Source organism: Vreelandella sp. 162(4c) (assembly GCF_058152265.1).
In genome coordinates this window covers 3,776,232-3,791,899 of record NZ_CM176981.1, presented here as the reverse complement: position 1 = coordinate 3,791,899, position 15,668 = coordinate 3,776,232, and the positions used below count along the sequence as shown (strand labels likewise).

Here is a 15,668-nt window from a genome sequence, read left to right as displayed (position 1 = left end):
GCACAGAGCTGGTACTTTAAAGCAGCCAGTGAGCGGCCACAGCAGCCAGACCAATGATCATCGCCGTTAGCACCGCTACTGTGACTACCCTATCTAGCCAGCGATCGAAAGCAACTCCTTTAGCCTGCCGTCGTGTCGCTCCATGGCGCCCTTGCCGCGCCATCAGCATTTTCGCTTCATGTGTCGCTGCTCCCCAACTACCTTGCCCCGCAATCGAAGGCTTGGTTACTTTTTATTAGTGCTGATGACTGATGCTAACTATTAATGCGCCGATTGACCACACTCGGTGCACGGCGCAAGCGCTCTTCTTCACCTAACAGCTCGGCTTCAAAGGCGTCCGCACCCACCGGCGTTTCGCCATGGCGGCGATAAAGCTGCGTTAGCATCGCCTTGCGGTCGGCGCGTAGTTCCTGAACTAATACAAACACCATCATATACAAGATAAAGGTGAACGGCAGTGCCGACAGCACCGAAGCCGATTGCAGCCCCGTTAAGCCACCTGAGGCAATTAACGTCAGGCAAATAGCGGCGATCAGCACACCCCAAATGACGCGCTTATAGAGCGGCGGATTGATCGAACCATTATCGGTCATTTGCGCCACGATATACGAGGCCGAGTCAGCGGAGGTGACCAGGAAAATAAAGATCAGCAGCATCGCAACGACCGACAGCACGCCGGTAAAGGGCATCAACTCAAACATCTCGAACAGTGCGACGGTTATATTATCCTGGGTTGCGGCAGCAAGACCGATATCGGTACCGTTCAACTCCATGTGAAGCGCCGCGCCACCGAATACGCCAATCCATAAACAGGCCAGCAGCGGCGGTACGAACAGCACCCCAAACACATACTCTTTGATGGTACGCCCCCGTGATACCCGGGCAATAAAGGTACCTACAAACGGCGACCAGGCAATCACCCAGGCCCAGTAGAAAATCGTCCAGTTGCTTGCCCACTCATTATCACCATAGGGAGAAATGCGCAGGCTCATGCCGATAAAGTTCTGCAGATAGTCACCAATCCCCACCGTGATGGTCTCTAATATCGCCACGGTTGGGCCAGTGAACAGCACATACAGCATCAACCCGATGCATAAAATCATATTAAGGTTAGAGAGGCGTTTAATGCCTTTATCCAAACCCGACCAGGTGGAAGCCATATAGGCGCAGAACATCACGAAAAGAATCACAAACTGCCAGAAACCGTTCTCCGGCAGGCCAAACACAGCGTTTAAACCGCCATTCATCTGCAGCACACCTAACCCTAACGAGGTAGCCACACCCATTACGGTGGCGACTACGGCAAATACATCCAGCCAGGAAGCGTAAGGACGAATTTTAGGATTCTTAGCCGTTATCGATGACAGTACGGACGACACCAGTCCTGCCTGCCCTTTGCGGAACTGAAAATAGGCAATGATCAAACCGACAATCGAGAAAGCTGCCCACTGGTGTATCCCCCAGTTAAAGTAGCTGTATTGAATAGCGTAGCGGGCGGCCGCTTCGGTTTCGGCGGTTCTGTCGCCATAGGGCGGCTCAATGAAGTGAAACATGGGTTCCGCCATGCCATAGAAGACCAGTCCGACACCAAAGCCTGCGGCCAGCAGCATGCTGATCCACGAAAAGAATGTATAGTTGGGTCGACTGTCCTGGGGGCCTAAGCGCACCTTGCCATACTTGCTTAGCGCCAGACCAAACAGAAAAATGACAAAACCAAAAACCGAAAATAGATAAAACCACCCGAATAGCCCGGTAACAGTAGTCAGTGCGCCCTCTGCAACGTTGGCAAATCCTTCAGGAAATGACGCCCCAACAACTACCAAGCCAAAAATAATCACCACCGATGCGATGAATACCGACTTGCCTCCATGATTAGCCATATAACCGTCCTGTTAAATGAGCTCTGTTTAGGTAAGCACTGCGTATTAAGCGCATGCTTGTACAACTAAACCTGCCTTGTACAGCTTAATGGTAACAGTTGAAAAATCTAATCGCACTGTGGCCAAGCAGTGAACTTGCTAGAGCTACTGTGTTCCAATGGGTGCGAATAACCGATGGAGGCTCTCATGCCACAGATGAATCGCGACCAACGCAACGCTGCATGGCAAGCGGCTAACCAATGGCGCGCCCGTGCTGCGCAAACTCAACCCAGCGGAGTGGCGGGCAGCTTGAAGCTGCTGCTCACGTGGCTGGCGTTTGGCGCGTTAATGATAGTCGGCGTGGTACTCGGCCTGTTTTTCTTGCTGATTGGCTGGGCAATGATGCCGTTTATGCGCCATAAAATGAAAAAGCGTATGGAGCAGATGCGCGCCCAGCAGGCACAGGATATAGGTGGGGGATATTCTCAAGGGCATTCTCACGGACATGCTTCCCCGCATACGTCTGCGCAAAACCGTCCTGGTCATCAGGATGTCTTGGAAGGCAGCTATGAAGTTAAAGATGATCGTTAATTAACCCGTTAGTCACTTTTTCGCGCCACCTAGTGCCGTATACTTTGTTACAGCGGCGCGTAAACCCAGGTAAATGCCGCGGCCAAGGTCAGCGGCATAACGACCAGACTGCCCAGGTTACCAATCAGCACCAGCGAAGCCACTTTTTGTGGCGCCAGCTTATACTGCTCTGCGACCAAGTAATTCAACACCGCAGGCGGCAGTGCCGCAAATACCAGCAGCACCGCCGCCTGAAGCGCATTTAGTGGCAGTAGCCACATCAACGGCAAAGCAATTACTAATCCGGAAATCGGACACAGCACCGCCCCCAGTATCCCCATACGCCAATCGCTAAAGTCGATCTCCAAGAGCCGCACCCCTAACGCAAACAGCATTAGCGGAATACATACCCCGCCTAGCATATGCATCGCCTCCAGCAGCCAGCCAGGCAGCGGCAGGCCACTGATATTCACCGCTAAACCCGCCAGACTCGCGAGTACAATTGGCATGCGCAGCATTCGCCATAGCGAAGTGCGCGGGTTAAGCATGTAAAGCCCCACCGAAAAGTGCAGCAGCATTTCAACGATAAACACCACCACCGCCGCAGGAAGCGCCTCAGCACCAAATGCCAACACCAGCAGCGGTACGCCCATATTGCCCGCATTGTTGAACATCATCGGCGGAAGGAAGATTTTGCTATCCAGCTTTAGCCACTTTGCCAGCGGCCAAAGTACAAGCCCCGACCCCAGCACTACTGCTATCGCTGCCGTGGCCAGCCAGGCGTACTCAGCTAACGGCGCTTGCCGGTCAGCCAGCACGGCGAACACCAATAGCGGAACGAACAGCTCCATGTTGAGGGTATTGAGACTGCGAATATCCGGTGTACGGTAGCGCCCATAGGCTGCGCCACAGCCAGCGATTAAAAATACTGGCAATAGCGTGGCCAGAATATGTCCAATCATACGGGCCGCCCAGCCCTATTCCTTGTTATCACTGTTGCGTCCTGGTTACCGTCTGACTAGCGGTTATCGGCGGTGGAAGGTTCAAGAAAGCGCTGCCAGAGCGCGGTGACTATATCGCGATGCGCACGGAATTCCTCACCATCGCTGAGTGCTTTCTGACCGGTGAGCGCCGCTCGGTGCGTAGCGCTGCGATAAGCCAGATAAGCCTCGCGAAGACGCTCTGCCTCTTCAGCTGGTAAGTGCCCACTCTCGGTCAGGCTCTCTAGAATGCGGATATTATCGCTGTAGGTAAGTAACGCAGGCGTTTGGTGAGCAAGCGCTAACACCGCGTATTGGCAGAGAAACTCGATATCCACCATACCGCCCGCATCGTGTTTGACGTTAAAGGTATTGCTGGTGGTTTTACTGCCCAGATGGTCGCGCATTTTCTGACGCATCTTGACCACCTCTTCGCGCAGTGCAGCTTTATCTCGCTCACCACCTAGAATATCGCCCCGTAACTGACTGAATTTCTCGGCCAGCGAATCGCTACCCGCCACCACCCGGGCGCGCACCAATGCCTGGTGCTCCCAGGTCCAGGCATTCTGACGCTGATACTCGGCAAAGGCTTTAAGCGATGTCACCAATAGTCCTGAATTACCCGAAGGCCGCAGGCGCATATCCACTTCATACAGCGTGCCGGTGGGCGTTACCGCGGTGAGCAGGTGAATAATACGCTGTCCCAGACGGGTAAAAAACACTGGCGTATCAATGGGTCGTGGACCATCAGTTGTGCCCTGACCATCGCTATCGTGAAGGAAAACAAGATCTAAATCGGAGCTGTAGCCCAGCTCAATGCCGCCCAGTTTGCCGTAACCAACGATCAGAAAAGCCGCTTCCCCGGCATTCAGCCCCTCAGGAACACCGTGCTTGCGGGTAATATGCTTCCACGCCATCGCCAACACGGCATCGAGAATGACTTCGGCGATATAGGTTAAGTAATCGCTTACTTTCATTAGATGCCGAGTACCCACGATATCCGACGCCGCTATGTGCAGGGTTTGAGCGTGTTTAAAAACGCGCAATGCCTCTAGCTGTGCCTCTTCATCATCCTCTGGCAAACGATTCAGCGTTTGGCGCAGCTCATCGGCAAGGCGCGCTTTATCGGCGGGGGTATACAGCGTTTCTGGCGTCAGCAGCTCGTCGAGCAGAATGGGATAACGCGACAGCTGTTCAGCTATCCAGGGGCTCGCGGCGCACAAGCGCATCAGGTGTTCGAGCGCCTGGGGGTTTTCGCGCAGCAGCGCAAGGTAAGCTGTACGCCGCAGTACGGCCTCAATCAGCGGCTGTACCCGTTCAAGCGCGGTATCCGGTGCTTCATTGCCCGCCACCGCATCCAACAGCAGCGGCATTAACGCATCCAAGCGCTCGAAGCCAATCCGCTGCATGCTTTGCACTTGCCGAGAATGATAAAGGCTATGCAGCCGCTTCAAGGCTTTTTCTGGCTCGTTAAAACCCGCCTCGGCCAGGTACGCGCTGGCCTCCTGCACTTCTAACTCGCCGCGCCAAATAAGCCGCCACTGAGCCAAGCCAAGCTGGCTATCATCGTTGGCCTCATCGACATCCTCTTCGGGGTCGGCAATCACGGCATCAAAGTGTTGGCGCACCCGCTCGCGCACTTCGTCAAGCTGGGCTATCAACCCCGGCCAATCTTCATGCCCCATGGCGAAGGCTACCCGTTCACGATCAGCATCATCGCTGGGCAAGGTCTGTGTCTGACGGTCTTCCAGTGCTTGGAGAGCGTGTTCGACATCGCGCAGAAAAGCATAATCAGGCAGCAGCTCATCGACCACTTCCTGCGGCAACAGGCCCAGCTCGGGCAAACGATTGAGCGCCGTTTTTAGCGATGTCACCTGCAGCTCCGTATCGCGGCCGCCGCGAATCAGTTGGAACGCCTGCACGACGAACTCAACCTCACGAATGCCGCCGGAGCCAAGTTTGATATTGCTCTGCATGCCTTTGCGCTTCACTTCGCGGTTGATCATCGCTTTCAGTTCACGCAGCGACTCAATGGCGCCAAAATCCAGGTATTTGCGATACACAAAGGGGCGCAGCCCGGCCAACAGCTCATCGCCCGCGTCCAGATCCCCCGCGACCGGGCGCGCCTTGAGCATGGCGTAACGCTCCCATTCGCGGCCTTGATCCTGGTAGTAGCTAGAGAGCATGGCAAAACAGCCCACCAGCGGCCCGCCGTCGCCCAAAGGCCGCAAGCGCATATCGACACGGAAGGCGAAGCCATCGGCGGTCATGGCATCCAGGGCGGCAATCAGCTTTTGCCCCAGCTTGGTAAAGTATTCCTGGTGCTCTAACGGTTTGCGCCCACCTTGCGTCTCACCTTTTTCAGGGAAGGCAAAGATCAGATCGATATCGGAAGAGAGGTTCAGCTCCCCAGCACCTAGTTTGCCCATACCCAGAATCACCAGACGCTGGGGCGTGCCGTCTTTACGTGGGGCAGGTAAGCCCCAACGCGGCGCGTAAAAACGTTCAAGCCAGGTTAATGCCGCTTCCAAGCATATTTCGGCAAGCTCAGACACCGCCGTGGCGGTACTCCACATGCTATGGCCAGAGGCACGGTTAAGGTCACGCCAGATAATCCCCAGCATACGCTTGCGACGAAAACGGCGGATTACCCGCTGCATCGCCTCTTCGTCTTCGGCACTCTCAAGTGACTCACTCAGCCAGCTAGCAAGCTCATCTCGACCTGGGTTTACGTCCAACTCACCGGCAATATCCAACTCGGCCAACCACTGGGGGTAGCGAACCAAGGTATCCAGCGCGAAGGTCGAGATGGTCAATACTTTAGCAAGCGCCTCGCGACGCTGCTCCGAAAGCCCTTGCCAATTACTGGAAGGCAATTCCTGCTTGGTCATCTCGGCGACATTATCGGCTTGAGCAAGCGCCTCGCGTAGCCGCTTCCAGGCGGATTGGGTGGCGGTATGTAACGACGCTGGCAGCGTCGACAACGGTAAGAAATCGTCGTTCACTTGCATAACTACCTCGCTGACAGCGCGTCAAAAACGTTCGCTTTCAATTACCTGCTTAGCTAAAGAATTTTTCCCAGCCCAATAGCCCCCAGGTAAGCCCGGCCATGATCAGCGACAGCATCACCGCCGCCGAACCAATATCCTTGGCCCGCCCTGAAAGCTCATGGTGCTCGGTACCAATCCGATCCACCACGTTCTCAATCGCACTATTAAGCAGCTCCACTATCAGTACAAAAAACAGACTACCCACTAGCAGTAGCCAACTGATAGGTCCTTCACCGATCCACCAGGCAAGCGGCAGCAGTACTACCGTAATGCCGACCTCTTGACGGAAAGCCGCCTCGTTTCTGAACGCCGCTTTCAGGCCTTTCCACGAATAGCGTGTGGAGTGAACCAAATGTGTTAAACCGGTATGCCCAGGTTTCATGCAGATCGCCTCACCTTGTGAGCGTAGAGTTTGTTCAATTCGCTAACATCATTGCTTCTAGATCCTGTGACAACGGATCCAGCACTTCAGTCCAGCTTAAATAAGGCGTACTGCCGTTACCATTGACCATGACACTAAACACCCCCCAGCGCCCTTGCGCAGTGCGAAAATAGCCCGCCGCGGCGCGTACTGCAAAAGGTTGGTTAAGCGTGCCGGTTTTGATCATGACATTGTTTTGAAACGTGGAGGAACCTCGCCGAATGAAGCGCATTACCCCGTTAGCGGGTGACTGAAAGGCCGCCACAAAGCTGGGAAACAGGCTACTTTGACGAAACATGTCCTCCAGCATTACGTTAACGCCCTGGGCCGATGTGCGGTTTTCAGTGGTCAGTCCGCTACCACTATACAATGTTAACGGCCCGTGCCCGGGCAGGCTGTGGGCGTAAGTTTCAATCGCCTGGCCCGCCTGGCGTAGCTGTGCCTGGGGTGTCTCGACGAGATCCAGCGCCAGCACATCGGCCATATAGTTATTGGAGTAGTTCATGATGCGCAGCAATAGCTCTTGCAGTGGCTGGCTGTCCACCGCCGCCAGACGCTGGGCGCTGCTAGGCGGCTGAGACGAGCTAACGCGCCACGCTTCGCGCACCTGTATACCCGCCTGGTTCAACATGCCCATTAGGACTTGCGCGGTTGTTTCGGCGGCATCCCCTGCGCCACGGTAGACATCGCGTGCAGTGGCATTGGTGGAGATCTGCCCCGTCAAGCGCATCACGTCGCCACGCTCATCGGTAATTCGTTCAGCGCTAATCTCAGTACCGCTATTGGCGGGGCGGGTGATTACTTGGTTATCAATGGTGATCAGCGACGTCTGGCTATCGCATAGCCCCACTTGGGCGGGCTCACCCGCGTTCGTCGCTGGTGCGACATTAACGCACCAGCTACCAAAGTTAACGCCAGCTGAGGAGAGCGGCGCGCTATAGGCATTGGCAACCCGAGTCAGGGCATTACAGCGGTCCGTGGTAATACAGTCCACTGACCCAAAGCGCCACTGGCTGACCACCAACGCCCCCTCTACCTCACGCACCCCGGCTAAGTGCAAACGCTGCACCAAGCGCCAAAGGTTCTCAGTGGTTAGGCCCGGGTCCCCGCCGCCCTCAAACACCAAGTCACCGCGTAACACCCCATTTTCAATGCTAGCGGAGCTGACCAGTTGGCTGGTAAAGCGGTGCTGGGGGCCAAAACGGTTTAGCGCCGCCGCCGACAAGTAGGCTTTAGTGACCGAAGCGGGCGACAGCTGTCGATCCGGGGTGATGCTGCCCAACAACGCATTGGCGCCTGCATCGGCATCCAAAAGGCGTGCTTCCGCGCTAATCGAAAAGCCTTTGCTCTGCAGTTGGCCCAGGCGATTGAAATCGGCGAACAGACTGGTGCTGGCACACAGCGCCAGTGTGGCTACACCTGTCACCAGCGACCAGCGCTGCATGCGCTTAACAGCAAAAAAACACCCCATTACAGCTCCTCAATGCACATTCATTTTTGAAAACATTTGCAGCATGACCACGCCTGCTACTATCAAACTAATTCCTATCACCGCCGGCAAATCAGGCTTTTCACCGAATACCACTATGCCGACCAAGGTGACCAGCACAATGCCCAGGCCTGCCCAAATCGCATAGGCAACCCCTACCGGCAGCGTGCGCAGCACCAGGCTGAGCAAATAAAAAGCTAACCCGTAACCCACTACCACCACCACGCTGGGTAGCGGGCGCGTGAAGCCCATGGAGGCTTTTAAGGCGCTCGTGGCGATCACTTCGGCCACAATCGCCAACACCAAATAGACAAACGTCATGTTCGCTCCAACTCAACGCATAAACGCCACAGAACCTGACCACTCTGAGCATACTTAGCTTCGAAAGGGGTTAAATAGTCCCCTTTAGGCGCAATTTCAGTCACCGCTGCCTGTTTGCCGGTTACCTGTGCCACTGCCAAAGCAAACTCTTCAACGTAGAGGAACCAGTTGGAGCGCAACTCAAGACACCCGCCAAGCGCCAACAGTGTGGGTAAAACCGCATGGCCATGCCAGCGCATTTTTAGGTGCCCCGCCTTGGGGTAAGGGTTCGGATAAAGGAGAAAGTGATACTCTGGCGCCCAGCCAGCCTGATAGGCCAAGCGCCAAAAGTCGACCAGATCCGCTCTTACCAGCAGCGCATTGTCAGGCAACTGGCCGTGATCGCGCCCCAAACGATCCTCGCTGCGATCCACGCCGATTACCGCATGGGCAGGGAACTGCACCGCCAGTTGGCGGGTCGATATCCCCACGCCACAGCCCGAATCGAGTATCAACGGTGCCTGACGGCCCACGAACCACTCTGCCGCCAGGGCGAAACTGCGCTGCGTGTGTTCGGCGATTGGTTTACGTAGCGGATGCGTTAACGCTCGGCTCACTCGTCGGGCGAGATCCTGATGTGGGCCTGGCTGATTAGAAACCACTGGTCGAGAAGTATGCTGCATGCCATTACTCGGCTGAAAAGCGTGATTCTATCAGTCTCGAACGCTTGCGGCATGACGCCGTTGCTCAGCCGGTGCTATGATCACGCATAACGTGCTTCTTAGCGTACTTATTAAGCGCATGGTACTAGGCATCATATACCGAGTACTTTTGCCGATAATTGTTATTACCACCACCGCACCACGAGGAACCCGGCTTGTCACACTTACCGGTGATTGTCGGCATGGGCGGCATCAATCCCGCTGGCAGAACCTCTGGCCATCAGGCCTTCCGCCGCACCGTGCTTGATGCCCTTCCTGCTGACCAGCAACGCCAGACACTGGAAGGCTTGGCCGCGCTTATGCGTCTAGTCGAGCACTCCGAAGAGGGGTGGCACGATAGTCAAGGTCAGCCCGTAGAGGCTCCAGCGCAGTCGCTGCGCGATCAGGTGCTGAACCACACCCTGATCCGACGCAACGAAGACCCTCGCTTTCTCGACCCTGGCATGCCGTCAAACCGGCAAGCCAGTATGCAGTTGGCCGAGCCGCTACGCTTTACCCTGCGCCGCCGCCAGTTACCCGAACACCTGCCGGAGGATTGGCAGGTGCGCGACATTGATGTCCGCGAGGTAGAGGTGAGCGTACCTGCAGGGGTGTTAGAGGTACTGCTTCCCGACGCGCAGTTACCCAAGGTACGCGCGGCGGCCCAGCTACCCAGCGGCTTTGACCCCGCAAACCTCTACCGCAGCGTGCACCACCCCCGCGGGCTATCGCTGGCGGTATTTGGTGCCAGCGACTGCCTGGGCGCCAGCGGTCTTTCTTGGGAGACGCTGCGCCAACAGTTAAATCCGGATCATATTGCCGTGTACGCCGGGAACTCCATTGGACAGCTAGACGATCAAGGCTGGGGCGGCTTACTGAAAAGCCTGGTGAGTGGTCAACGCGCCACCTCCAAGCAAATGCCTCTGGGCTATGGTCAGATGCCCGCCGACTTTTTGAATGCCTATGTACTGGGTAGCGTAGGTGGCACAGGCGCAGCGTTAGGCGCCTGTGCCAGCTTTCTCTATAACCTGCGCCTGGGTATTGATGACATTCGCGCCGGACGCCGTCGTGTGGTGATGGTGGGTACTGCAGACGCTCCCATCACCCCGGAAATCATCGAGGGTTTCCGGGCCATGGGTGCGCTAGCTGACGACGCTGGTCTGAAAGCCCTGGATGCTCTGGAGCTGCTCACCGACAGCGATTATCAGCGCGCCTGCCGTCCGTTTGCGCGCAACTGTGGCTTTACCATGGCGGAAGCCAGCCAGTTCGTGCTGCTGATGGACGATGCCCTAGCGTTGGAAGTCGGCGCGGATATTCTCGGTGCGGTGCCTGATGTGTTCGTTAATGCCGATGGCTACAAGCGCTCGATTTCGGCGCCGGGCATCGGCAACTACATCACCCTCGGCAAAGCGACTGCGTTGGTGCGCGATATGCTGGGAGAAAAATCCCTTAAAGAGCGCAGCTTTTTGCACGCTCACGGCACCAGCACACCCAAAAACCGCATTACCGAATCCCATGTGTTCGACGAAATTGCCCGCGCCAACGGCATTAGCGACTGGCCCGTAGTGGCGATTAAAGCCTTTATTGGCCACTCACAAGGCTCCGCGGCGGGCGACCAGTTGGCGAGCGCACTGGGTAGTTTTGCCCACGACTTGCTGCCGGGCATTCCCACGCTGGATACGGTGGCTGACGATGTCTATGCTGAGCGGCTGCGCTTTTCTCAAACGGCACAAACTTTTCGCGCGGACGCTGCTTTTATTAACGCCAAGGGCTTCGGCGGCAACAACGCCACCGGCGTGGTGCTTTCACCTGCGGTGACCGAACGCCTGCTGACGCAGCGCCACGGCGCGGCGGCGGTGAACGCCTGGAAAACCCGTCGCGAAACCACCCGCGAAGCGGCAGCGGCCTACTTGGCCCAGGCAGACCGTGGCCACTACGCTCCACGCTATCAGTTTGGTGAAGCGGTGCTGGAGGGCCCAGAGCTGGATATTCACGCTGACCGGATTCATATCCCCGGTTACGACCACGCCGTCTCCTTAACCAGCGATAACCCGTTTGGCTGCCTGGACGAGGAGAGCGAGGAATGACCACGCGCAAACTGAATATCGCCGTCTACCCCGGCACCTTCGACCCTATCACCAATGGCCATTTTGACCTGATCGAGCGCGGCGCACGGATGTTCGACAAAGTGGTCATCGCGGTGGCGGCAAGCCCTGGCAAAAGCCCCCACCTCGACTTGGAAACGCGCATGAGCTTAGTGAAAGCGGTCTGCGCGCCGCTGCCCAACGTTGAGGTGATCGGCTTCTCGACCCTGCTCACAACCATGATGCACGAACAGGGTGCGACAATCATTCTGCGCGGCCTGCGCGCGGTCTCTGACTTTGAGTACGAGCTGCAGTTGGCCAATATGAACCGCGCACAAAACCCGGAGCTGGAGAGCGTGTTTTTAACCCCCGCGGTAGAAAATTCGTATATCTCTTCAACCATCGTGCGCGAAATTGCCAAGCTTGGCGGCGATATTTCCCCCCTGGTGCATCCTCAGGTCGCCGAAGCGCTGCGTAACCACTACACTAGCTAACCAACGCCATTGTTGAGTAAAACACTCAGGTATCTATACGCTACCTGGGTGTTAATGCCATCTGCGAGGTATGCCCATGGCCCTGATGATTACCGACGAGTGCATTAACTGCGACGTCTGCGAACCCGAGTGCCCCAATGATGCGATCTCCCCCGGTGAGGAGATCTACGTCATTGACCCTAATCTATGCACCGAGTGCGTGGGTCACTATGACGAACCTCAATGCCAACAGGTCTGCCCGGTGGACTGCATTCCACTTGACCCTGAACGCCACGAAAGCCAAGAACAGTTGATGAAGAAGTACCGCATCATCACTGCCGCCTAAACCCAATGCGGATTTGGGCCCTTGCTTGGCCAATCATCCTCTCCAATATCACCGTCCCGCTGCTCGGGTTGGTGGATACCGCTGTGGTCGGGCACTTGCCCGACTCCCGCTACTTAGCCGGCGTTACCCTCGGTGCCACACTGTTTAGCTTCCTCTATTGGGGGTTTGGCTTTTTGCGCATGGGCACGACGGGGCTGGTCGCCCAAGCCATGGGGCGCGAGAGCGATACAGACGTGCGCAACCTGCTGGGGCAGTCGCTGATCATGGCGCTGGTGATTGGTAGCCTGCTGATTGTGTTTGCCTCGCCGCTGATTACGCTCGGTTTATGGCTGTTAGATGGTAGTGAGGTAGCGACTGATTTAGCGCGAGAATACGCCCATATACGCCTCTGGTCTGCACCGGCGGTGCTCGCCAACTACGCCATTCTGGGCTGGTTTTTGGGCCAACAGAACTCCCGCGTCACGCTGATGATTTTGCTGCTCACCAACAGCGTTAATATCGTGCTGGATTTATGGTTTGTAGTAGGCCTGGGGATGACCAGCAACGGCGTGGCCTGGGCGAGCGTAATCGCTGACTACAGTGCCCTAGCGTTTGGTAGCTACCTGGTGCTTCGCCAGCTAACCCGGCTGGAAGGCCATTTTTTACGCGAGCGCCTGCTGGCACTCGCAGCTTACACAGCCCTGTTTAACGTCAACGCCAACCTGTTTGTGCGCACCCTCGGCCTGCTGTTTGCCATGGCGTTCTTTACCGCCCAGGGTGCTCGTCAAGGCGATACAGTGCTTGCTGCCAACGCTGTGCTGCTACAATTTATCATGCTCACCAGCTACGCCCTGGACGGCTTTGCCCACGCTGCCGAATCACTGATTGGGCGCGCCTATGGCCGTCAGGATTGGCAGGAATTTGCCGCCACTGTGCGCGCCGCCGCGCGATTTTCATTATGGACGGCTGGCGCTGCCGCCCTGCTGTTCGCGCTGGGCGGCAATGCGCTCATAGCGCTGCTCACCGGCCTTGAAGAGGTGCGTGCAACTGCGGCGCAGTACTTGCCCTGGATGGTCGTCATGCCGCTGATTGCGGTATGGAGCTACCTCCTTGATGGGGTGTTTATTGGCACCACTGCGGTACGTGAAATGCGTAACAGTATCTTTATTGGCCTAGCCGCCTATCTACCCATTTGGTGGCTAACCCAGGGACTGGGCAATCATGGGCTCTGGCTGGCGTTTATGCTGTTCACGCTGGTGCGCTCGGCGGTGCTGATCGCCTACTACTATTTTCACTACCATCGCCCCTACCGGTTAAACCATTAGCGTTAAAACAGGCGCAATTAACCTCAACTACGCTAACGTAAGATTAAGCGGGCAGCTTCAACGTGAAAATTTCCGTACTCACCCGTATATTAGCTATGCCGTTACACTTCCAAGACCTTGCTTAGCCACTTCCTAATAATGAATAAAGAGAGCATCCCATGCTTAAAATGATCTCAAAACCGGCGGTAAAGCTGGTGGAGCGCTATCTCCCCGACCCGTATATTTTCGTACTATTGCTGACATTAATTGCCTCGGCCGCCGCAATCGCCATTGAGCGGCAAACACCGCTGACAGTACTGCGCTTCTGGGGTGATGGCTTCTGGGGCTTGCTGACGTTCTCTATGCAGATGCTGCTGGTGCTGGTCACCGGTTTTATGCTGGCAAGCTCACCGCCAGTAAAACGCATTCTGCAGAAAATAGCCGGTACTGCGAAATCCCCTGGCGGTGCAATCATCCTAGTGACGCTGGTCTCATTGGCGGCCAGCTGGATTAACTGGGGGTTTGGCCTTGTGGTCGGCGCGCTATTTGCCAAAGAGCTGGCCCGGTTGATCCGCGTTGACTATCGGCTATTAGTGGCCAGTGCTTACTCAGGCTTTGTGGTGTGGCACGGCGGTTTGGCAGGTTCAATCCCGCTAACCATCGCTACCGAAGGGCATTTTTCCGCCGATCAAATTGGAGTGATTGGTACCGGCTCTACGATTTTCGCCTTCTTCAACCTCGCTATTGTGGCCTGCCTATTTATTGCCATCCCACTGGTAAACCGCATGATGCTGCCGGATGAGAAGGATAGCGTCTATGTCGACCCAAATGTTCTGAATGACGAGCCCGAGCCGGTTGGCCGCATTACTCGCCCTGCTGAACGCCTGGAAAATAGCTTTACCCTCGCCCTGCTGGTCGGAGTGCCGGGGCTGCTGTTCTTGCTTGATCACTTCCTGTTACGAAGTGGCGGCTTAAACCTTAACGTCGTTAACTTTATGTTTCTGTTCCTAGCCATTGTGTTGCACCGCACGCCACGTAATCTGCTCAATAGCCTGCACGAAGCGATTAAAGGCGGCGCGGGGATTGTCATCCAATTCCCATTTTACGCTGGCATCATGGCCATCATGGTGCAGTCCGGACTAGCAGAGAGCATGTCCGAGTGGCTGGTCTCCTTTGCCACCACCAATACACTGCCGTTCTGGTCGTTTATCAGCGCGGGTATTGTCAACCTATTCGTCCCTTCCGGCGGCGGCCAGTGGGCAGTTCAGGCACCGGTGATGCTACCGGCTGCTCAGGCCTTAGGAGCTGATATTCCGAGGGTTGCCATGGCGGTGGCTTGGGGCGATGCCTGGACTAACCTGCTACAGCCCTTCTGGGCACTCCCGGTGCTCGCCATTGCGGGCCTAAAGGCGAAAGATATTATGGGCTTCTGCCTGATTCAGCTTTTTATCACCGGCATTATTATTTCCGTCGGTCTGGTATGGTTTTAAACAACCGCCAATGACTGCCCGTCGCTCAGTTTGCCAAGCATATGAGTAGCGGGCAGCCGTTATTGGGCTCAAGTAACAGCAGGAGCACCGTATGACAGATGCCGAGATCAGCGCGAACGCTGCCCTACCTGGGCAGCATGAACTCTCCATGACCGTACTGATGACGCCCGATATGGCGAATTTCAGCGGCAAAGTGCATGGTGGCGCAATTCTTAAAAAGCTCGATGAAGTCGCTTTTGCTTGCGCCAGCCGCTATTCGGGCCACTATGTGGTGACGCTGTCGGTGGATCAGGTGTTGTTTAAGCAGCCGATTCATGTCGGCGAGCTGGTCACCTTTCTAGCCAGCGTTAATCATGTTGGTCGCTCGTCGATGGAAGTGGGCATCAAGGTCGTGGCTGAAGATATTCGTAATAAGCTGATCCGTCATACCAACAGTTGCTACCTCACCATGGTAGCGGTGGACGCTGATGGTAAACCCGCTAGCGTACCGCCGCTCAAGTTGGCCACACCGCTCCAGGAACTGCGTTTTGAAAAGGCGGCACTGCGCAAAAAATTACGCAAACAGGCAGAAAAAGAGGAACTGCTGACCCAGCAGCATTACCAGTCCCAGGCCCATTAAAGA

Annotated in this window: 14 protein-coding genes; 7 read left to right on the top strand and 7 right to left on the bottom strand. The window is 56.0% G+C overall.

Annotated features, from left to right (window positions below; genetic code table 11):
* Window positions 1–254: 254 nt before the first annotated feature.
* Window positions 255–1,880, bottom strand: coding sequence for a BCCT family transporter (locus tag AC4EYZ_RS17355; protein WP_009287453.1), 1,626 nt, complete (start codon window positions 1,878–1,880; stop codon window positions 255–257).
* A 186-nt stretch (window positions 1,881–2,066) separates the two neighbouring features.
* Between AC4EYZ_RS17355 and AC4EYZ_RS17350 the strand changes: the two genes are divergently transcribed.
* Window positions 2,067–2,450 (top strand): hypothetical protein, encoded by a 384-nt coding sequence (locus AC4EYZ_RS17350; protein WP_041159402.1) that lies wholly within the window; start codon window positions 2,067–2,069, stop codon window positions 2,448–2,450.
* A 47-nt stretch (window positions 2,451–2,497) separates the two neighbouring features.
* Here AC4EYZ_RS17350 and AC4EYZ_RS17345 read toward each other — a convergent pair whose 3' ends face one another.
* The 6 genes from AC4EYZ_RS17345 to trmB are packed head-to-tail and all read right to left on the bottom strand — an operon-like array spanning window position 2,498 to window position 9,352.
* Entirely contained in the window at window positions 2,498–3,391 is an 894-nt protein-coding gene (locus AC4EYZ_RS17345) for an AEC family transporter (protein ID WP_022522084.1), read from the bottom strand.
* A 56-nt stretch (window positions 3,392–3,447) separates the two neighbouring features.
* Window positions 3,448–6,420: a bifunctional [glutamate--ammonia ligase]-adenylyl-L-tyrosine phosphorylase/[glutamate--ammonia-ligase] adenylyltransferase gene (glnE, locus tag AC4EYZ_RS17340; protein WP_474192457.1), complete on the bottom strand. Its 2,973-nt coding sequence runs from the start codon at window positions 6,418–6,420 to the stop codon at window positions 3,448–3,450.
* Window positions 6,421–6,469: 49 nt separating this feature from the next.
* Window positions 6,470–6,841 carry a diacylglycerol kinase gene (locus AC4EYZ_RS17335; protein WP_022522083.1) on the bottom strand — a complete coding sequence of 124 codons (372 nt, stop codon included), beginning with the start codon at window positions 6,839–6,841 and terminating at the stop codon, window positions 6,470–6,472.
* A 34-nt stretch (window positions 6,842–6,875) separates the two neighbouring features.
* Entirely contained in the window at window positions 6,876–8,351 is a 1,476-nt protein-coding gene (dacB, locus tag AC4EYZ_RS17330; RefSeq protein WP_027958632.1) for a D-alanyl-D-alanine carboxypeptidase/D-alanyl-D-alanine endopeptidase, read from the bottom strand.
* Between the two features lie 9 nt (window positions 8,352–8,360).
* Window positions 8,361–8,690 (bottom strand): DMT family transporter, encoded by a 330-nt coding sequence (locus tag AC4EYZ_RS17325; RefSeq protein ID WP_022522081.1) that lies wholly within the window; start codon window positions 8,688–8,690, stop codon window positions 8,361–8,363.
* On the bottom strand, window positions 8,687–9,352 hold the full coding sequence (gene trmB / locus AC4EYZ_RS17320) for a tRNA (guanine(46)-N(7))-methyltransferase TrmB (protein ID WP_022522080.1): 666 nt from the start codon (window positions 9,350–9,352) through the stop codon (window positions 8,687–8,689). The genes AC4EYZ_RS17325 and trmB overlap by 4 nt, the downstream gene beginning before the upstream one ends.
* A 221-nt stretch (window positions 9,353–9,573) precedes the next feature.
* Here trmB and AC4EYZ_RS17315 point away from each other — a divergent pair, with 221 nt between their 5' ends.
* The 6 genes from AC4EYZ_RS17315 (at window position 9,574) to AC4EYZ_RS17290 (ending at window position 15,665) form a co-directional block, all read left to right on the top strand.
* Entirely contained in the window at window positions 9,574–11,457 is a 1,884-nt protein-coding gene (locus tag AC4EYZ_RS17315) for a beta-ketoacyl synthase (protein WP_053857192.1), read from the top strand.
* On the top strand, window positions 11,454–11,948 hold the full coding sequence (coaD, locus tag AC4EYZ_RS17310; RefSeq protein ID WP_022522078.1) for a pantetheine-phosphate adenylyltransferase: 495 nt from the start codon (window positions 11,454–11,456) through the stop codon (window positions 11,946–11,948). The genes AC4EYZ_RS17315 and coaD overlap by 4 nt, the downstream gene beginning before the upstream one ends.
* A 76-nt stretch (window positions 11,949–12,024) precedes the next feature.
* Complete coding sequence (locus tag AC4EYZ_RS17305) at window positions 12,025–12,273, top strand: YfhL family 4Fe-4S dicluster ferredoxin (RefSeq protein WP_008957577.1); 249 nt, start codon at window positions 12,025–12,027, stop codon at window positions 12,271–12,273.
* A gap of 5 nt (window positions 12,274–12,278) precedes the next feature.
* On the top strand, window positions 12,279–13,577 hold the full coding sequence (locus tag AC4EYZ_RS17300; RefSeq protein WP_009287458.1) for an MATE family efflux transporter: 1,299 nt from the start codon (window positions 12,279–12,281) through the stop codon (window positions 13,575–13,577).
* A 158-nt stretch (window positions 13,578–13,735) separates the two neighbouring features.
* A complete protein-coding gene (locus AC4EYZ_RS17295; RefSeq protein ID WP_474192807.1) occupies window positions 13,736–15,046 on the top strand; it encodes a short-chain fatty acid transporter in 1,311 nt (436 codons plus the stop codon).
* Between the two features lie 91 nt (window positions 15,047–15,137).
* Complete coding sequence (locus AC4EYZ_RS17290) at window positions 15,138–15,665, top strand: acyl-CoA thioesterase (protein ID WP_009287460.1); 528 nt, start codon at window positions 15,138–15,140, stop codon at window positions 15,663–15,665.
* The last annotated feature ends 3 nt before the right edge of the window (window positions 15,666–15,668 follow it).

Excerpts from the sequence above, each read along its gene's own strand:
- AC4EYZ_RS17355 (WP_009287453.1), bottom strand. The coding sequence starts at position 1,880 with ATGGCTAATCATGGAGGCAAGTCGGTATTCATCGCATCGGTGGTGATT.
- AC4EYZ_RS17295 (WP_474192807.1), top strand. The coding sequence starts at position 13,736 with ATGCTTAAAATGATCTCAAAACCGGCGGTAAAGCTGGTGGAGCGCTAT.
- dacB (WP_027958632.1), bottom strand. The coding sequence starts at position 8,351 with ATGGGGTGTTTTTTTGCTGTTAAGCGCATGCAGCGCTGGTCGCTGGTG.
- trmB (WP_022522080.1), bottom strand. The coding sequence starts at position 9,352 with ATGCAGCATACTTCTCGACCAGTGGTTTCTAATCAGCCAGGCCCACAT.
- AC4EYZ_RS17335 (WP_022522083.1), bottom strand. The coding sequence starts at position 6,841 with ATGAAACCTGGGCATACCGGTTTAACACATTTGGTTCACTCCACACGC.
- AC4EYZ_RS17345 (WP_022522084.1), bottom strand. The coding sequence starts at position 3,391 with ATGATTGGACATATTCTGGCCACGCTATTGCCAGTATTTTTAATCGCT.
- AC4EYZ_RS17350 (WP_041159402.1), top strand. The coding sequence starts at position 2,067 with ATGCCACAGATGAATCGCGACCAACGCAACGCTGCATGGCAAGCGGCT.
- AC4EYZ_RS17300 (WP_009287458.1), top strand. The coding sequence starts at position 12,279 with ATGCGGATTTGGGCCCTTGCTTGGCCAATCATCCTCTCCAATATCACC.
- AC4EYZ_RS17290 (WP_009287460.1), top strand. The coding sequence starts at position 15,138 with ATGACAGATGCCGAGATCAGCGCGAACGCTGCCCTACCTGGGCAGCAT.
- glnE (WP_474192457.1), bottom strand. The coding sequence starts at position 6,420 with ATGCAAGTGAACGACGATTTCTTACCGTTGTCGACGCTGCCAGCGTCG.
- coaD (WP_022522078.1), top strand. The coding sequence starts at position 11,454 with ATGACCACGCGCAAACTGAATATCGCCGTCTACCCCGGCACCTTCGAC.
- AC4EYZ_RS17325 (WP_022522081.1), bottom strand. The coding sequence starts at position 8,690 with ATGACGTTTGTCTATTTGGTGTTGGCGATTGTGGCCGAAGTGATCGCC.
- AC4EYZ_RS17315 (WP_053857192.1), top strand. The coding sequence starts at position 9,574 with ATGGGCGGCATCAATCCCGCTGGCAGAACCTCTGGCCATCAGGCCTTC.
- AC4EYZ_RS17305 (WP_008957577.1), top strand. The coding sequence starts at position 12,025 with ATGGCCCTGATGATTACCGACGAGTGCATTAACTGCGACGTCTGCGAA.